The organism is Lacticaseibacillus jixianensis (assembly GCF_003946485.1).
GTDB lineage: Bacteria > Bacillota > Bacilli > Lactobacillales > Lactobacillaceae > Lacticaseibacillus > Lacticaseibacillus jixianensis.
In genome coordinates this window covers 55437-71470 of sequence record NZ_RHOJ01000004.1, presented here as the reverse complement: position 1 = coordinate 71470, position 16034 = coordinate 55437, and the positions used below count along the sequence as shown (strand labels likewise).

General features: G+C 59.6%; 17 protein-coding genes. All 17 read left to right on the top strand.

Going from position 1 to position 16034, the window contains the following annotated elements; genetic code table 11:
* Positions 1–27: 27 nt before the first annotated feature.
* The 17 genes from prfB to lgt all read left to right on the top strand — a co-directional run bounded on the left by prfB (position 28) and on the right by lgt (position 16034).
* Positions 28–1144, top strand: a protein-coding gene (prfB, locus tag EKM85_RS03085) for a peptide chain release factor 2 (protein ID WP_125584807.1) whose coding sequence is annotated in 2 segments (ribosomal slippage) — positions 28–99 and positions 101–1144 — 1116 coding nt in all. Because the reading frame shifts where the segments join, the coding sequence is not laid out codon by codon here.
* A gap of 82 nt (positions 1145–1226) precedes the next feature.
* The gene (gene ftsE, locus EKM85_RS03080) at positions 1227–1913 is read left to right on the top strand and encodes a cell division ATP-binding protein FtsE (protein WP_125584806.1); all 687 of its coding nucleotides are present in this window, start codon (positions 1227–1229) and stop codon (positions 1911–1913) included.
* Positions 1903–2790 (top strand): permease-like cell division protein FtsX, encoded by an 888-nt coding sequence (gene ftsX / locus EKM85_RS03075; RefSeq protein ID WP_125584805.1) that lies wholly within the window; start codon positions 1903–1905, stop codon positions 2788–2790. Before ftsE ends, ftsX begins: the two co-directional genes overlap by 11 nt.
* A gap of 303 nt (positions 2791–3093) precedes the next feature.
* Entirely contained in the window at positions 3094–4209 is a 1116-nt protein-coding gene (locus tag EKM85_RS03070; RefSeq protein ID WP_164510640.1) for a PDZ domain-containing protein, read from the top strand.
* Positions 4206–4910, top strand: a complete 705-nt coding sequence (locus EKM85_RS03065) for a response regulator transcription factor (RefSeq protein WP_125584803.1) — start codon at positions 4206–4208, stop codon at positions 4908–4910. The genes EKM85_RS03070 and EKM85_RS03065 overlap by 4 nt, the downstream gene beginning before the upstream one ends.
* On the top strand, positions 4903–6576 hold the full coding sequence (gene pnpS / locus EKM85_RS03060; protein WP_125584802.1) for a two-component system histidine kinase PnpS: 1674 nt from the start codon (positions 4903–4905) through the stop codon (positions 6574–6576). The genes EKM85_RS03065 and pnpS overlap by 8 nt, the downstream gene beginning before the upstream one ends.
* A gap of 93 nt (positions 6577–6669) precedes the next feature.
* Entirely contained in the window at positions 6670–7554 is an 885-nt protein-coding gene (locus EKM85_RS03055) for a phosphate ABC transporter substrate-binding protein PstS family protein (protein ID WP_125584801.1), read from the top strand.
* Positions 7541–8464, top strand: a complete 924-nt coding sequence (gene pstC / locus EKM85_RS03050; protein WP_125584800.1) for a phosphate ABC transporter permease subunit PstC — start codon at positions 7541–7543, stop codon at positions 8462–8464. Before EKM85_RS03055 ends, pstC begins: the two co-directional genes overlap by 14 nt.
* Positions 8461–9345, top strand: a complete 885-nt coding sequence (gene pstA / locus EKM85_RS03045) for a phosphate ABC transporter permease PstA (RefSeq protein ID WP_125584799.1) — start codon at positions 8461–8463, stop codon at positions 9343–9345. Before pstC ends, pstA begins: the two co-directional genes overlap by 4 nt.
* 18 nt (positions 9346–9363) lie before the next feature.
* On the top strand, positions 9364–10170 hold the full coding sequence (gene pstB, locus EKM85_RS03040) for a phosphate ABC transporter ATP-binding protein PstB (RefSeq protein WP_125584798.1): 807 nt from the start codon (positions 9364–9366) through the stop codon (positions 10168–10170).
* A gap of 11 nt (positions 10171–10181) precedes the next feature.
* Positions 10182–10940 carry a phosphate ABC transporter ATP-binding protein PstB gene (pstB, locus tag EKM85_RS03035; protein WP_125584797.1) on the top strand — a complete coding sequence of 253 codons (759 nt, stop codon included), beginning with the start codon at positions 10182–10184 and terminating at the stop codon, positions 10938–10940.
* A 24-nt stretch (positions 10941–10964) separates the two neighbouring features.
* Positions 10965–11642, top strand: coding sequence for a phosphate signaling complex protein PhoU (phoU, locus tag EKM85_RS03030; RefSeq protein ID WP_125584796.1), 678 nt, complete (start codon positions 10965–10967; stop codon positions 11640–11642).
* A gap of 382 nt (positions 11643–12024) precedes the next feature.
* The gene (gene liaX / locus EKM85_RS03025; RefSeq protein WP_125584795.1) at positions 12025–13470 is read left to right on the top strand and encodes a daptomycin-sensing surface protein LiaX; all 1446 of its coding nucleotides are present in this window, start codon (positions 12025–12027) and stop codon (positions 13468–13470) included.
* Between the two features lie 12 nt (positions 13471–13482).
* Positions 13483–13788, top strand: a complete 306-nt coding sequence (locus tag EKM85_RS03020; protein WP_125584794.1) for a hypothetical protein — start codon at positions 13483–13485, stop codon at positions 13786–13788.
* On the top strand, positions 13788–14132 hold the full coding sequence (locus tag EKM85_RS03015; protein ID WP_125584793.1) for a phage holin family protein: 345 nt from the start codon (positions 13788–13790) through the stop codon (positions 14130–14132). The genes EKM85_RS03020 and EKM85_RS03015 overlap by 1 nt, the downstream gene beginning before the upstream one ends.
* A gap of 107 nt (positions 14133–14239) precedes the next feature.
* Positions 14240–15211, top strand: a complete 972-nt coding sequence (hprK, locus tag EKM85_RS03010; RefSeq protein WP_125584792.1) for an HPr(Ser) kinase/phosphatase — start codon at positions 14240–14242, stop codon at positions 15209–15211.
* A 1-nt stretch (position 15212) separates the two neighbouring features.
* Positions 15213–16034, top strand: a complete 822-nt coding sequence (gene lgt, locus EKM85_RS03005; protein WP_125584791.1) for a prolipoprotein diacylglyceryl transferase — start codon at positions 15213–15215, stop codon at positions 16032–16034.

Here is a 16034-nt window from a genome sequence, read left to right as displayed (position 1 = left end):
GACTAAAAGAAGAAAGGAAACCGATCGATGGAAATTGCAGAGATCCGTACCACCCTCGCAGCCATGCGGGCCAAAATAAATCACTTTAGGGGGTCGCTTTGACCTCGATGCGCTGAACGAACGCATTGCCGAAAATGAGGGTCGAATGGCTGAGCCGGGCTTTTGGGACAACCAAGAGGCGGCGCAAAAGCTGATCGACGCGAATAATCAGCTGAAGGTCAAACACGACAACTTCATCGCCTTGCAAAGCAAACTGGACGATCTGGAGGTGGCCTTTGAGCTGCTTCAGGAGGAGCCGGACCAGGAGCTGCAACAGGAGCTGGAGCACGACATGACCGCGTTGCAGGACCGCCTCACCAAGTACGAAATGGCGCTACTGTTAAACGGCAAGTACGACCACAACAACGCGATCCTTGAGATCCACCCCGGAGCCGGGGGCACCGAAGCCCAGGACTGGGGGGCCATGCTGACGCGGATGTACGAGCGGTGGGCGGACCAAAATGGCTATACCGTCGAGGTCGCCGATTACCTGGCCGGCGATGAGGCCGGGATCAAGAGCGTGACGCTTCTGATCAACGGTGAGAACGCATACGGGATGCTCCGCTCGGAAAAGGGTGTCCATCGGCTGGTGCGGATCTCACCGTTTGACGCGGCCGGCCGACGGCACACTAGTTTTGCCTCAGTGGACGTGATGCCGGAGTTGGACGACACGATCGACGTCGATCTGCGGCCCGAGGACATCAAGATGGAAGTCTTTCGCAGTAGCGGCGCCGGCGGTCAGCACATCAACAAGACCTCAAGTGCGGTGCGGTTGATCCACATTCCCACGGGCATTGTGACTTCGAGTCAGGCGCAGCGCAGTCAATTTCAGAACAAAGCCACGGCGATGGCAATGCTGAAGGCCAAGCTTTACCAGCGGGAAGAGGAGAAGAAGGCGGAGCAGGCAGCGGCCATCAAGGGTCAGCAGATGGATGTGGCCTTTGGGTCGCAGATCCGCTCCTACGTTTTTCATCCTTACACTATGGTCAAGGACCATCGCACCAACTACTCGACCAGCAACGGCCAGGCGGTGATGGACGGCGCGCTTGATCCGTTCATTTATGCCTACCTGCAGTGGGAGCTCGCCAACGCCAATCCCGCGTAATGAAATGTAACGTGGCTGCAATCAGTCTGACGTATTGATTTGGTATACTCTGCGGTAGTGTTTTAAAAAAAGGAGCGAAGTCATGATTCAAATGAAAAACGTGATGAAGCAGTACGACAACGGCGTCATCGCGATCAAGGATTTGAGTTTGACCGTCGACCCGGGGGAATTTCTCTATGTGATCGGGCCTAGTGGCGCCGGCAAGTCGACCGTGATCAAAATGCTTTACCACGAACTGAAACCCACCAGCGGCAGCATCCAGGTCGGCAAGTACGACTTGGCCACCATGGCCCCTAGCGATGTCCCGTATTTTCGCCGCAACATTGGGATCGTGTTCCAGGACTTCAAACTGCTGCCTCGCCTGACCGTGTTTGAAAACGTGGCTTACGCGATGCAGGTCGTTGAGGCCAAAGACGAGGACATCAAGCCACGCGTGTTGCACGTGCTTAAGCTTGTGGGGCTGGAGCAAAAACTCCGGCGCTTCCCTAGCGAACTGTCCGGCGGGGAGCAGCAGCGGGTGGCGATCGCCCGGGCGATCGTCAACGCGCCCGACGTCGTGATCGCCGATGAGCCAACCGGGAACCTGGATCCGGATACCTCCGAAGGCATCATGGATATTCTCGAGCGGATCAACGCCGACGGGACGACCGTCATCATGGCGACGCATAACCGTGAGATGGTCAACGAACGTCCGCACCGGCTGCTGGAAATTGCCGGTGGGCGGTTGGTCCGCGACGAGCAAGGAGGAAGCTACAGCGATGAAGAGTAATGTGTTTATGCGTCACGTGCGAGACTCCCTCAAGAGCCTCAAGCGTAACGGCTGGATGTCAGTCGCTGCGGTTTCCGCCGTCACGGTCACGCTGCTGCTCGTCGGGATCTTCCTGGCGCTGTTGCTCAACGTGAACCGTGTGTCAACGCAGGTCGAAAACGACGTCCGCGTGCGGGTCTACATTCAAAAAGGCACGACCAAGAAGCAGCAGGCGGCCTTGAAGGACCAGCTGGAGGGCTTAGCCAACGTCAAAAAGGTGACCTACCGCTCGGCGAGTCAGGAATTGAACTCGATCGTTGGCAGTTACGGCTCGCAGTGGGCGATGTTCCGCGGCGATCAGAATCCGTTGAACAACATCTTTTTGGTCGACACCAAGGATGCCAAGGATACGATCAGTGTTGCCAAGCGCGCGGATAAGTTTAAGCACGTGTCGGAAGCGACGTACGGCGGGACCACCGCTAAGAAGCTGTTCCGCACCGTTGCCACTATTCAGCGTTGGGGGGCGTTTTTCACCATCTTGCTGCTGTTCGTGGCCGTGTTCCTGATCTCCAACACGATTCGGATCACGATCTTGTCGCGGCGCGATGAGATCAAGGTGATGCGGCTCGTGGGCGCGACCAACGCCTACATTCGCTGGCCGTTCCTGCTTGAAGGCGCCTGGACCGGACTGTTCGGTTCGCTGCTGCCGATGCTGATCGTCGATTTTGGCTACGGGTTGGTGGCGCGCAATGCCCACTTTACCGAGGCCGCTAACGGCTTTTCCCTGTATCCGAACATGCCGTTTCTGGTGTGGCTCGATCTGGGCATGGCCCTGATCGGTATCGTTATCGGTGGCCTCGGGTCCGTCGTTTCGATGCGCCGCTACCTGAAAGCCTAGCTTTTCTTTGATCTAGGTGACATCCGCAAGCCCAAAACGTTGGTGCCCCTGCATCACGATTCATTCTTTGAATCGCGGTGCGGGGCATTTTTGCATGATGATTCGGTTTTCAAATCAAATTGCGGGGGTGTTTGCGGGCCTGGCGGGGCGGATGAAGCGCGGCCGGGGGCTTCTTGGCGCTTCACCTTCAGCGGTCCACCAGCAAAAGCGGTGAAGCGTCTTCATTAACCTCGTTAAGAGTCGGCGTTTGGCGCAGCGGCAAACCATGCTATACTTACGATGAATACAGTGAGGACGGTGCGTATGGGACAACTTCTGATGACCTTGATACTTGGCCCGGTGACCATTGCTGGCGGACTGGCGGCCTTTTTTTGGCGCCACCACCGGATCCGGCAGGAACGAGCGGTGTTCGGGATCAGTATCGACCGGCACTGGACCAACTGGTGGGCCGGCCTGCTGGGCGGCCTGGCCGGTGGGGTGGTGATCAGCGCGGCGCTGATCGGCCTAGGGGTCTTTCTGCCTCAGCCGGTGCTCCTGGCGCTGACGGGCCTGACGGTGCTGGCTGTGCTGCTTTCGGGGCTCGGGTTTGCACCGTGGTTTCTGGCGCTGGCCGGGCTGGTGGCGTTTCTGCCGCCGCGGTTTCAGCCGGTGGCGGCGCCGGCGTACTGGGCGGCCGGCTTACTGCTGCTGGTCACCTTGGCGTGGCTGGCGAATGCGGCCTTGCTGCGGTTCCTTAATCCCCCCGTCGACGTGCCGCGGCTGCGGCCCGGCTCGCGCGGGGCGCGCATCGCCACCTACAGCCGGCGGCAGTGGTACCTGCTGCCGCTGATCGTGCCGGTGCCTGGGAGCTGGCTGCCGGCACTCAGCTGGTGGCCGGTGCTCGGCAGCGGCCAGACGCGGTTTGCGCTGATCGGCTTGCCGCTGCTTCTCGGCGCGTTCTTGACCACGCGCCGGCAGCTGCCGACCAGTGCGACCGATCACTGGGCGCTGCAGTACTTGGGCGCCGGGCTGCTCAGCGGGGTGTTGACCGGCATCGTCTACTGGCGGCCGCAGGCGGGAGCGATGGCGCTGTGTTCGCTGGCGGCCTTGGGCGTGATCCTGGGGCTGGCCAACTGGGCGGCCACCAAGCGCGGCGCCCGGCTGATCTCGCAGACCAGTGAGGGCGTCAGGATCGTCGCCGTGCAGCCGGATACCCCGGCCAGCAAGATGGGCCTTGCGGCAGGGGACATTGTTTTGACTGCCAACCGCGCCGTCGTCCACACCGAAACTGAGCTGTACGCCGCCCTGCAGGCGCAGCCCACTTACTGCCGCCTGAAGGTCATGCGGCTGGATGGGGCGATCTATCTGGCGGAAACGGCCGTGTTTAACGGGGCCCCACATGAACTTGGAATGATCACTTTCGCGGAGGAGCAAGCATGAAAAAGATTCTAGTCGTCGATGATGAACCAGCCATTGTGACCCTGCTTCAGTACAACCTGGAAAAGGAACACTACGCCGTGACGACCGCCGAGGACGGAGATACCGCGCTGAGCCTAGCGCTGCAACAGAATTTTGACTTTATCATTCTTGACCTGATGCTGCCGGGCCTTGACGGGCTAGAGGTGACCAAGAAGTTGCGTGCTGCTAACCTGGAGACGCCGATCATGATCTTGACGGCTAAGGACAGCGAGACCGATAAAATCGTCGGCCTGGAGCTGGGTGCAGATGATTACGTCACCAAGCCCTTCTCGCCGCGGGAGATCATTGCGCGCATCAAGGCCATCGAGCGGCGCATCAACAAGCCGCGGCGCAGCGGTCCGAAGCCGCCGGCCCAGGCAATTGTGGTGGGCGCGCTGACGATCGACCCGGAGAACTACCAGGCCAGCAAGGACGGCACGCGGCTGCAGCTGACCCCTAAAGAATTTGAGCTGCTGGTGTACTTCGCCAAGCGCGTGGGCAAGGTCCTTTCCCGCGATGCGCTGCTGAACGGGGTCTGGGGGTTTGAATATCCCGCGGAAACGCGCATGGTCGATATTCAAGTGAGTCATTTGCGCGATAAGATCGAAACGGATCCCAAGCACCCGGATTACATTAAGACGGTGCGGGGCTTTGGGTATCAGATGGAGGCACCTCATGAATAGACACGCGCGCCGTGTGGCCTGGGTTAGCGTACTCGCTATCGCAGGTTTTTTTGCCCTTTGGCTGGCGATCGATCGGGTCCTTTACCTGCAGCAGGGAGTACAGCTGCGCTCGCTGTACCAGACGTACACCGACTACCAGGAGGGCAAGGCCGCGACCCGGCACCTGGCCCTGGATAATCATGTCACCTTCACCGTCCTTGACGGCCCGGCGGACACGACGCGGGCCAAGCTGTTGAACAAGCTAGTGGACCAGCAGCGCACGATCGTTGGCCACACGACGACCATGCAGGTCAATGGCAACGCCGAGCAGGTCTATGTCGGCCGGCAGAACGAGGTGTTCATCGGCGTTTGGCAGCGGCGAGCGAGCCTACTGAGCGTGGCGCCGGCGGTCGCGTGGGGCATGGTGGCCGTGTTCGCGCTGGGGCTGATCGCGCTGCTTGCCCTCATGCGGCGGCGGCACCGCTACTGGGTCGGCCACTTGGCCAAAATGACCGGCAACCTGGCCCGCATTCAGGCCGGCGGAGTCCCGGAGCCCATTATCTTGACGCCGGACTCGCCGTTTCTGGCGATGGGCAAGCAGATCGATTCGCTGCACGCCGCCACCAAGGAGTTGCGCTCGAACGTGGAGATGCGGCAGGCCACGTTTGGCCGCCTGATCGATCACCTGCCGCTGGGCGTCATGCTGCTGGACGCGGACCGGCAAGTGCTGCTCAGTAATCAGGCGATGGCGGCGCTGGTCGGCCACCCGATCCAGGAGACCAAGCACGATTACTTCGACGACATCAAGACTTACCGCCTGGCGCGGATGATCGAACACACCTATCGTAATCAGAAGACCCATCACAAGGAACTGACGATGCTCAACACCCAAAAGGCCGTGGACGCCAGTGTGATCGCACTGAACCGGGGGATGGCGGAGCTGCAGGTGCTGGTCATCTTGTACGACGTGACCTACCTGCGCCAGGTCGAACAGATGCAGCTGGATTTTGTTGGCAACGTGTCGCACGAACTTAAGACGCCGGTCACCGCGATCAGCGGCTTTGCCGAGACGCTGCTGGCAGGGGCCAAGGATGACCCCAAGACGCTAGATCAATTTCTGCACATTATCTACGACGAAAGCTCGCGGCTGACGCAGCTGATCACGGACATCCTGACGCTGTCGCGGCCGGACTCCGGTCAGGCGCAGGCCAAGCCGGTCGCAGTTGCGGACCTGGTGGCAGAAGCCCTCAAGAGCCTCCAGCAGCCGATCGCCGACAAGCAGCTGCAAGTCAAGGTGGCGGTGCCGCAGGACCTCACGATCACCACGGTCCCGGCGAAGTTTTCCCAAGTGGTCCGCAACCTGCTCAACAACGCGGTGTTCTATAATCGCCAAGGCGGGGTGGTCACGGTGGCGGCCAAGGCAGACGAGAAGAATCTTCACCTCAGTGTGCAAGACACCGGGATCGGCATCGCCGAAAACGATCAGGAGCGGATCTTCGAGCGCTTCTACCGGGTCGACAAGGCCCGCAGCCGCCACAATGGTGGCACGGGACTGGGCCTGGCGATCGTGCACGATATGGTCCAGCAGCTGGGCGGCGAGATCACGCTGGAAAGCCAGCTCGGCGTGGGCTCAACCTTCAAGGTCACCTTGCCACTGGCTGATTTACCCAGCTTTTACAAAGGTTGAGGCAACAATTTACACCACCTTGGTACACTGAATCTTGTTATGAAATCAGGCACGGAGAAAAACGCGGACCGGTACGGTCGTGGAGGGGTGAACATGAAGAAACGCCACATCTTGCTCGGCTTATTAGCCGGCTTGCTGGTCCTGGCCGGGTGCAGCGCCCCCGGCAGCGGCAGCGAGTCAATCACGGCCGTTGGCTCCAGCGCGCTGCAGCCACTGGTCGAGGCGGCTGCCGAGCAGTACCAAACCGATCACCTCGGGGTCTTCATCAACGTTCAGGGCGGCGGCTCTGGCACGGGCCTGTCGCAGATCCAGCAAGGCGCCGTGGAAATCGGCAACTCGGACCTGTTTGCTGAAGAGAAGCCTGGCATCAACGCCAAAAAACTGGTCGACCACCGGGTGGCCGTGGTGGGGATCACCCCAATCGCCAATAAGCAGGTAGGTGTCCGCAACCTGACCGTCGTGCAGCTGCGCCGGCTTTTCACCGGTGAGATCACCAACTGGAAGCAGGTCGGCGGTAAGGACCTGCCGGTGGTGGTCGTGAACCGGGCGCAGGGCTCGGGCACGCGCGCGACGTTTGAGCGCTGGGTCCTTGGCGACCGGCAGCCGATGCCGGCGCAAGAGCAGGACTCAACGGGGATGGTGCGCTCCATCGTCGCCAGCACGCCTGGCGCGGTCAGCTACGTCGCTTTTTCCTACGTCGACAAGACGGTGCTGGCGCTTTCGCTGGACGGGGTCAAGCCGACTGACAAGAACGTGACCACGAACGACTGGCCGATCTGGTCCTACGAGCACATGTACACGAAAGGCCAGCCAACGGGCCTCACTAAGCGCTTCTTGGCCTATATCCAAAGCGCGAAGACGCAGCAGCAGCTGGTCAGCAAAATGGGTTACATTCCCGTCACGGCCATGACGGTCGCGCGGGACGCTAAAGGTAATGTGATCGCCAAACAGGGAGGGACGACTGATGGATCCAATTAGAGCGGCAATGCTTAAACGCTCGCGTTCCGCCAAGCGGGAGCGCCGCGGGAAACTGATCAGCCTGGTGTGCATCAGTCTGATCGTGCTCGTCGTGGCGGCGATTTTCTTCTTCGTCGCCTCGCGCGGCCTGGCCACCTTCTTTGACAATAAGGTCAACCTCTGGGCGTTTCTGAGTCAAAGCGTGTGGTCGCCTGCCGTTAACGACGCCCATGGCAACCCGCAAGTCGGGGCGCTGCCGATGATTGTCGGGTCGTTTGGGGTCACCTTCCTCTCGGCAATCGTCGCGACCCCGTTTGCCGTTGGCGCGGCGATCTTTATGACGGAGATCTCGCCGCGGCTGGGGGCGAAGATCCTCCAGCCGGTCATTGAACTGCTGGTCGGCATCCCCAGTGTGGTTTACGGCTTCATCGGTCTGTCAGTAGTCGTGCCGGCCATTCGGCACGCGTTTGGGGGCACCGGGTTCGGGATCCTGGCGGGGACGTTCGTCCTGTTCGTCATGATCCTGCCGACGGTCACTTCAATGACCGTCGATGCCCTGCACGCGGTGCCGCGGTATTACCGTGAAGCCAGCCTGGCGTTGGGCGCCACGCGGTGGCAAACCATCAGCCGCGTAGTCCTCCGGGCCGCTTTGCCCGGCATTTTGACCGGGGTGGTCTTCGGCATGGCGCGTGCGTTCGGCGAGGCGCTGGCGGTGCAGATGGTGATCGGTAATGCGGCGCTGCTGCCGCACAACCTGATCAGCCCGGCATCGACGTTGACCTCGGTACTGACCGCCGGGATCGGCAATACGGTCATGGGATCGCTTGAAAACAACGCCCTGTGGTCCTTGGCGCTACTGCTGCTGCTGATGTCGCTCGCCTTTAACCTCGTGATCCGGTGGATCGGCAAGAAGGGAGAGATGAAGCGATGAACGCAAAACAAAAAGATAAGCTGGCCACGGTCGTGCTCTACCTGATCGCAGGCATCATCGTGCTCATTCTGGCCAGTTTGCTGGGGTACATCCTCGTGCAGGGGCTGCCGCATGTGTCGTGGCACTTTCTGACGAGTCCGGCACGTGCGTTTGCGGCCGGGGGCGGCATCGGGATCCAGCTGTTCAACTCGTTTTACCTGCTGCTGCTGGCGATGCTGATCTCGGTGCCGATCTCACTGGGCGCCGGGATCTACCTAGCCGAATACGCCAAGGCGAACCGGCTGACCGACGTCATTCGCACGGCGATCGAGATCCTGAGTTCGCTGCCTTCCGTGGTGGTTGGGCTGTTCGGGTTTCTCGTGTTCGTGCTTCAGTTCCACTTTGGCTTTTCGATCCTGTCCGGGGCGCTGGCTTTGACGATGTTCAACCTGCCACTGCTCACGCGTAACATCGAAGATTCACTGCGCCAGGTGGACTTTGCCCAGCGTGAGGCGGGGCTCGCTTTGGGGTTATCCCGCTGGGAAACGGTTATTCACGTGGTCATCCCCGAGGCTTTGCCCGGGATCATCACCGGGATGATCCTTGGCGCCGGGCGCGTCTTTGGTGAGGCGGCCGCCTTGATCTACACGGCGGGGCAAAGTGCACCGGCATTGAACTTCGCAGACTGGAACCCCCTTAATATTGCCAGTCCCCTCAACGTGTTTCGACCGGCGGAGACGCTGGCAGTCCATATTTGGAAGATCAATTCCGAGGGGATCCAGCCCGACGCGGCCGCGGTTTCTGCCGGGGCGAGTGCCGTGCTGATCCTGGCGGTGCTACTCTTCAACGTGCTGGCGCGCTTCCTGGGCCGCCGGTTGTACAAAAAAATGACCGCCGAGTAACGGCGGGAAGGTGGTCGCATGCAAAACTACTCATTAACTGACACGTTCATCCGCCCGTTTGACCAAGGCCAGGAAATCGCCCTGGCTACGTCGGCGCTCAAGGTGTTTTACGACGACCACGAGGCGCTTCACGGCGTGTCGTTGCCGTTTGAACGCTACAAGATCACCGCCCTGATCGGCGCCTCGGGCTCGGGCAAGTCCACCTTTTTACGGTCGTTGAACCGCATGAATGATACCATTGAAGGGACCCGCGTGACTGGCTCGATCATGTACCGCGGCGTCGACATTAACTCCAAGCAGGTCGATGTCTACGAAATGCGCAAGCACATCGGGATGGTGTTTCAACGGCCCAACCCGTTTGCTAAGTCCATCTACGACAACATCACCTTTGCGCCGCGCCGCTTTGGCGAGCACAATAAGGAGAAGCTGGATCAGCTGGTCGAACAAAGCCTGAAGGACGCCGCGCTGTGGGATCAGGTCAAAGACGACCTGCACCAAAGCGGCCTGGCCCTGTCTGGCGGCCAGCAGCAGCGGTTGTGTATTGCCCGGGCAATTGCCATGAAACCCGACATTTTACTGCTCGATGAGCCGGCCAGTGCGCTGGATCCGATCTCGACGTCGACGGTTGAGGACACCTTGCTGCAGCTTAAGGACCACTACACGATCATCATCGTGACTCACAACATGCAGCAGGCGGCCCGGATCAGCGATTACACGGCCTTCTTTTACTCGGGCACCGCGATCGAGTACGATGAGACGAGGAAGATCTTTACCAGGCCGAAGATCAAGGCCACCGAGGACTACGTGTCCGGCCACTTCGGCTGAGGAGGGAACCGATGAAAAACAAAGTGATCACCAGCAAGAACGTTCACCTCTTCTACGGGAGCTTTGAGGCGCTGACTGGCATCGACCTGGATTTTAACGAGCACGAGATCACCGCGATGATCGGGCCCAGCGGGTGCGGTAAGTCGACGTACCTCAGGCTGCTCAACCGGATGAACGATTTGATCCCCAACGTGAAGATCCAGGGCGACATTCGGCTGGAGGGCGAGGACATCTACGCGGCGAACATGGACGTGGTCTCTTTGCGTAAGCGGGTCGGCATGGTGTTTCAACAGCCCAACCCGTTTCCTTTTTCCATCTACGATAATGTGGTGTACGGGCTCCGGCTTGCCGGCGTGAAGGATCGCGGCACGCTGGACGCGGCGGTCGAGACCAGCCTGAAGCAGGCGGCAATCTGGGACGAGGTCAAAGACAAGCTGCACACCAGTGCGCTCGCCTTGTCTGGTGGCCAGCAGCAGCGCGTGTGCATCGCCCGCGTGCTGGCCGTGCAGCCGGAAGTGATCCTCCTGGACGAGCCGACTTCGGCGCTAGACCCGATCTCCAGCACGCAAATCGAGAATATGCTCCTTGATTTGCGGGACCGGTACACGATCATTCTGGTGACCCACAACATGCACCAGGCCTCACGGATTTCGGATAAGACGGCGTTTTTCCTGCAAGGCCGCCTAGTTGAGTTCGACGACACAAAGAAGATGTTTCTGACTCCCCGCGAGAAAGAAACCGAAGACTACCTGAACGGTCGGTTCGGCTGATTTGGGAACAAGGAGGAAACCCTGATGCGGCGATTATTTTCAGACGAGCTCAATGATCTGCACGCCCGTTTTTCCGAGATGGGGATGATGGTCAACGAGGCCATCTTCGATTCGGTCAAGGCGTTCGTGAATCATGACAAGGCACTGGCGCATTCGGTCATTGATAATGACTATCACATCAATCGGCGCGAAGTTGATCTAGAGAAACGCAGCTTTGAGATGATCGCCCTGCAGCAGCCGGTGACGTCTGACTTGCGCATGATCGTGACGGTGATGAAGGCCAGCTCCGACCTGGAACGCATGGGGGACCACGCTGTCTCCATTGCCAAGTCCACGATCCGGGTCAAGGGGGAGACCCGAGTGCCAGAAATTGAAAAGGTCATTGCGCAGATGGCCGCCGCGGTCAAAGAGATGGTCGAGCAGGTGCTGGATGCCTACGTCAAAGAGGATGCAGAGGCCGCTCGGCAAATCGCCGAAGAGGACCACGGCATCAATGATTTTTCTAGCCAAATTTACTCGCTGTGTATCGATGAAATGACCCGCGATGCGGACACCATCGTTGGTTCGATGGACTACATGTTGGTCTCTTCCTATCTGGAGCGGATCGGCGATTACGTGACCAACATTTGCGAGTGGATCTTGTACCTCAAGACAGGCAAGCTGCTGGAGCTCAACTCAAACGCCAAGGAAGACGGCTTCTAAATCCTGCCTTAGCTTGGCGGCGCGCGGTGGTCACATGGTGCTAAAGGCAAGCCCCAGCAAGGGCATTGCCTTTTTTTATAGGGTGCGCAGGGCTGGCGAACTTAGGCCGATGCCCAGCATAGGCCGGTGCTTTGCCTGCATCGCAGGTGAAGTGCCGGGCGTAGCAGGGCACTCGGCCGTTGCCAGACCGGAGCCCAACTTTGCCAGGGTGCGCAGGGCTGGCGAACTTAGGCTGATGCCCAGCATAGCGCTAAGGCGAGGCCTTAGCGCGCTATGCGGCTGGCGGGTGAGGCAAAATCAACCTTAGGACCTATGCAATTTTGCCCGGAGGCGGCCATACTATAACTACAAGTAGTGGTTAGAAACCCTGGAGGTAAAGCTCATGAATGAACGTGAACGGATCTTAGATTTAGTTAAACAAGGTGTGATCACCAGCGAAGAAGCACTTGTCTTGCTTGAGAACCTCGCCAAAAAGCAAAGTGCGCCTCAGCCCGAGCAGCCTGCCGCAGGCGCGGGGAGTGACGCCGTGCACCAAGCCCCTGATGAGGACTCTGCAGTCACCCGGGTGAACACGGAGATCGCCGAGGTCAGTGGCGAATTAGACGCGACCAATAATCAGATCAAGAAGACGCAGGCCAAGGTGGCCGCAAACAAGGAACAGATCATCGTGCTCGACACGATGGAGGACCTCGATACCCTGACCACCGCCAAATATGAAGAACGCGGCGCGCTCAAGCGGGAAAACGAGCAGTTGGGCGAGCAGCTTGTGCAGCTGGCAGAGCAGCAGGAACAGCTGCGGCACAAGTTAACGGCCTTGCAGCGGAACAAGCGTCAGCTCACCAAGCAGAAGCTGGCAGGCATTCTGCCTGACGATTGGCAGGATCAGACGATGGACGCCCTGAACGACCTGGGCAAAACCGTCAGTGTGACGACCAACCAGATCGGTGCGATCGTGAAAAAAACCGTCGGCACGGTCCTGGACAACGTGGACTGGAAGGACGTCAACATCAAGGTGCCGGGACTGGCGACGGAGAAGTTTAGTCACACCTTCACCTATCCGAACAGCCAGGCGTCGATCATCGACGTGAAGCTGGCCAACGGGGATGTCAACCTGGCCGTCGGTGATGGTCCTGACATCGAGATCCAGGCCGACGTCAAGCTTTACGGCAAAATGGGTAGCGAGTCTTCGCTGCAGGCCTTCCTGGACCGTAGCCGCATTGAGGTGACGGATGATCACTTGGTCTTCCAGGTACCAAATAAGCGGATCCAGGCCGACCTGACGATCACGGTGCCAAAGCGTGAGTACGATCACGTTTCGCTGCGCCTGCTGAACGGCAGCGTCAAGGTGGTTGGGCTTAACGGTAAGGACTTTTTCGCTAAGAGCACCAACGGCGATCTGAACTTCACAGGGCTTGCTGCCGTGATGCTTGAAACGGAAGCCGTGAACGGCAACGTTCGGACTACCGGGAAGGTCCATGACCTAGTTGTCGATACGGTGAACGGGGACGTTAAGTTCAAAGGTGAGGCAACAACGCTCGACCTCAAGACGGTCAACGGCACCGTGCGGGCCACGATGGTCAGCGACTTCAAGGCGCTTGCGGCCAGTTCGGTCAACGGGGACGTCAAGATCGCCGTGCCGGCGAGCGTTGCCATCAGCGGCGAGGTCAAGACGCGGTTTGGCAGCGTGAAGAGCCGCATGAGCGGGATCAAAGCGGACGCTAAGACCAAGGCCCTGTCCTTAGATCGGCCTGGGACCGGCGAAGGCACCCTGAAGGCGAGCGTGTCCTCGGGCACGATCCAGCTTAAAGATACCGATCTTGAGAAGTAAAGGAGTGACACTATGCCGCTGTTGTTTTTACCCATCATCCTGTTGATCATCGGGGTCGTGTTGGTCCTGGTGATTGGGTTCAGCCTCTTCATCGGGGTGGCGCTGCTTCACATCCTGATCTGGCCGGTGCTGCTTGGTCTGTTGATTTGGTGGCTGGTGCGCCGGCCCGCCAGGCAGGCGCGCTCACGCCGCGACTGGCAGGACTACCTGAAGCCGGACCAAAAGCCCGGCCCTAAGCCTGCCCAGCACGTCAAGGAGCAGCCGCAGCCGCGCGACTTACACCATGATCCCCGAAGCGACGACTGGAGTGATTTCTAGTGGGATTCATTCGCAAAGTGTTGCTGACGACGGGGCTTTTCCTCGTCTACGCGGAGCTGTTTCCCGGCCAGTTGTACGTGGCCGACTGGCAAACGGCACTGACAGGGGCCGTGATCCTTGGCGTACTCAACGGGTTGCTGAAGCCGGTGCTGAAACTGCTCACGTTCCCGCTGACCATTTTGACCCTGGGGCTTTCCTTGCTGATCCTGAACGCCTTAATGGTCAGCCTGATGACCCAGGTCGTGGCGGGGATCTCATTTTTCACCTTCGGCAGCGAGTTGGTGTTTGCACTTCTCGTCAGCGTGGTCAACGCCACGTTGGGGGAGCCGCACCAGCGCCGCTAACCCCAAGCCAGGCACAGCGCCTGGCTTTTTGTGTGGCCCGGCCACCTGTTAAATGACGGGCAGTGATGATACACTATTAGCAATGAGTGAAAGGCGGGGTAGAGCCGATGGCAGATCGAGTCTCAGTCAAGCAGCTGGTTAAAGATGTGAACTTGCTGGTGTATAGCGGTGAAGCGTACCTAGCGGAGCGACAGGTGGTCGTGAGCGACATTTCACGGCCTGGCCTGGAGCTGACCGGGTACTTTAATTACTATCCGCACGAACGGATCCAGCTTTTTGGCCGCACGGAAAGCGCGTTTGCGCGCAACATGACGGCGGCGGAGCGGCTGGTGATCATGCGGCGGATGGCCGCCGAGGACACCCCGGCCTTTCTGGTGTCGCGCGGCATTGCGCCGCTGCCGGAGATGCTGACGGCGGCCGATGCGGCCCACGTGCCGGTGCTGGGCTCCCAGCTGCCGACAACGCGGCTGTCCAGTCTGCTGACGGATTACCTGGAAAGTCGCTTGGCAGAGCGGCAGAGCATGCACGGCGTCCTCGTCGACCTGTACGGCTTGGGGGTCATGATCACTGGAGACTCTGGCGTTGGGAAGTCCGAAACGGCGCTGGAGCTGATCCAGCGGGGCCACCGGCTGATCGCCGACGACCGCGTTGACGTTTACCAGAAAGACGAACAAACCATCGTGGGCGAGGCGCCGGCAATTTTGGCCCACCTGCTCGAGATCCGCGGCTTGGGGATCATCGATGTGATGAACCTCTTTGGGGCCGGGGCCGTGCGCTCCCATGCCAATATCGACCTGATCGTTCACTTAGAGAACTGGACCAAGGACAAGCAGTTTGACCGGCTGGGTTCAGGCACCCAAAGCCAGCAGATCTTCGACGTTGCCGTGCCGAAGATCACGATCCCCGTTAAGGTCGGCCGCAACTTAGCCTCGATCATTGAAGTGGCGGCGATGAATTTCCGTGCCAAGTCGATGGGCTACGACGCGACCAAGACCTTTGAGGACAATTTGAACAATCTGATCAAATCAAATGAGCAGGCGGATCAGGCCAAGCCCGAAACGCCCGATAGTGAGGGATAACATGATTGCAGCTTTAAATCCGATCGCGCTGCGGCTTGGCGGCCTCGAGGTCCACTGGTACGGCGTGATCATCGCGTGTGGGGTCCTGCTGGCCGTTTGGCTGGCGACCCGGGAAGCAAACGCCCGCGGGATTGGGGAAGATCACATCATCAACCTCGTCCTGTGGGCGTTGCCGTTTGCCCTGATCGGGGCCCGGCTTTATTACGTGGCGTTTGAGTGGCCATACTACAGCGCCCACCCCAGCCAAATCATCGCCATTTGGAACGGCGGCATCGCGATTTACGGGGCGCTGATCGCCAGCGTGATCGTGTTTCTGATTTACTGCCGGAGCAAGTGGCTGCCGGCGTGGCTGGTGTTAGACATTGCCGCCCCGACGGTGATGATTGCGCAAAGCATCGGCCGGTGGGGCAACTTCATGAACCAGGAGGCCTTTGGCGCGAAGACGACCCTGACCTACCTGAGAGGCCTGCACTTGCCAGAGTTCATCATCCAACAGATGAACATTGCGGGGGCCTACCGCCAGCCGACGTTCCTGTACGAATCGCTCTGGAACCTGATGGGGTTTGCGCTGATCATGAGCGTGCGCCATCACAAGGGGTGGTTCAAGCGCGGAGAGATCTTCCTGGGCTACGTCATGTGGTACAGTTTCGGCCGTTTCTTTGTTGAAGGAATGCGCACGGATAGTCTGTACCTGATGCCGGGGCTGCGGGTCTCGCAACTGCTGTCGGTCGTGCTCTTCCTGGGCGCACTGGGAATGGTCGTGTACCGCCGGCGCCAAAGCGTGCCGTGGTACATGGACGGCTTTTCACTGAACAACTTATAG

What these genes read in the sequence shown, in the direction of transcription:
- ftsE (WP_125584806.1), top strand. Translation starts at nt 1,227, where the DNA reads ATGATTCAAATGAAAAACGTGATGAAGCAGTACGACAACGGCGTCATC.
- ftsX (WP_125584805.1), top strand. Translation starts at nt 1,903, where the DNA reads ATGAAGAGTAATGTGTTTATGCGTCACGTGCGAGACTCCCTCAAGAGC.
- EKM85_RS03070 (WP_164510640.1), top strand. Translation starts at nt 3,094, where the DNA reads ATGGGACAACTTCTGATGACCTTGATACTTGGCCCGGTGACCATTGCT.
- EKM85_RS03065 (WP_125584803.1), top strand. Translation starts at nt 4,206, where the DNA reads ATGAAAAAGATTCTAGTCGTCGATGATGAACCAGCCATTGTGACCCTG.
- pnpS (WP_125584802.1), top strand. Translation starts at nt 4,903, where the DNA reads ATGAATAGACACGCGCGCCGTGTGGCCTGGGTTAGCGTACTCGCTATC.
- EKM85_RS03055 (WP_125584801.1), top strand. Translation starts at nt 6,670, where the DNA reads ATGAAGAAACGCCACATCTTGCTCGGCTTATTAGCCGGCTTGCTGGTC.
- pstC (WP_125584800.1), top strand. Translation starts at nt 7,541, where the DNA reads ATGGATCCAATTAGAGCGGCAATGCTTAAACGCTCGCGTTCCGCCAAG.
- pstA (WP_125584799.1), top strand. Translation starts at nt 8,461, where the DNA reads ATGAACGCAAAACAAAAAGATAAGCTGGCCACGGTCGTGCTCTACCTG.
- pstB (WP_125584798.1), top strand. Translation starts at nt 9,364, where the DNA reads ATGCAAAACTACTCATTAACTGACACGTTCATCCGCCCGTTTGACCAA.
- pstB (WP_125584797.1), top strand. Translation starts at nt 10,182, where the DNA reads ATGAAAAACAAAGTGATCACCAGCAAGAACGTTCACCTCTTCTACGGG.
- phoU (WP_125584796.1), top strand. Translation starts at nt 10,965, where the DNA reads ATGCGGCGATTATTTTCAGACGAGCTCAATGATCTGCACGCCCGTTTT.
- liaX (WP_125584795.1), top strand. Translation starts at nt 12,025, where the DNA reads ATGAATGAACGTGAACGGATCTTAGATTTAGTTAAACAAGGTGTGATC.
- EKM85_RS03020 (WP_125584794.1), top strand. Translation starts at nt 13,483, where the DNA reads ATGCCGCTGTTGTTTTTACCCATCATCCTGTTGATCATCGGGGTCGTG.
- hprK (WP_125584792.1), top strand. Translation starts at nt 14,240, where the DNA reads ATGGCAGATCGAGTCTCAGTCAAGCAGCTGGTTAAAGATGTGAACTTG.
- lgt (WP_125584791.1), top strand. Translation starts at nt 15,213, where the DNA reads ATGATTGCAGCTTTAAATCCGATCGCGCTGCGGCTTGGCGGCCTCGAG.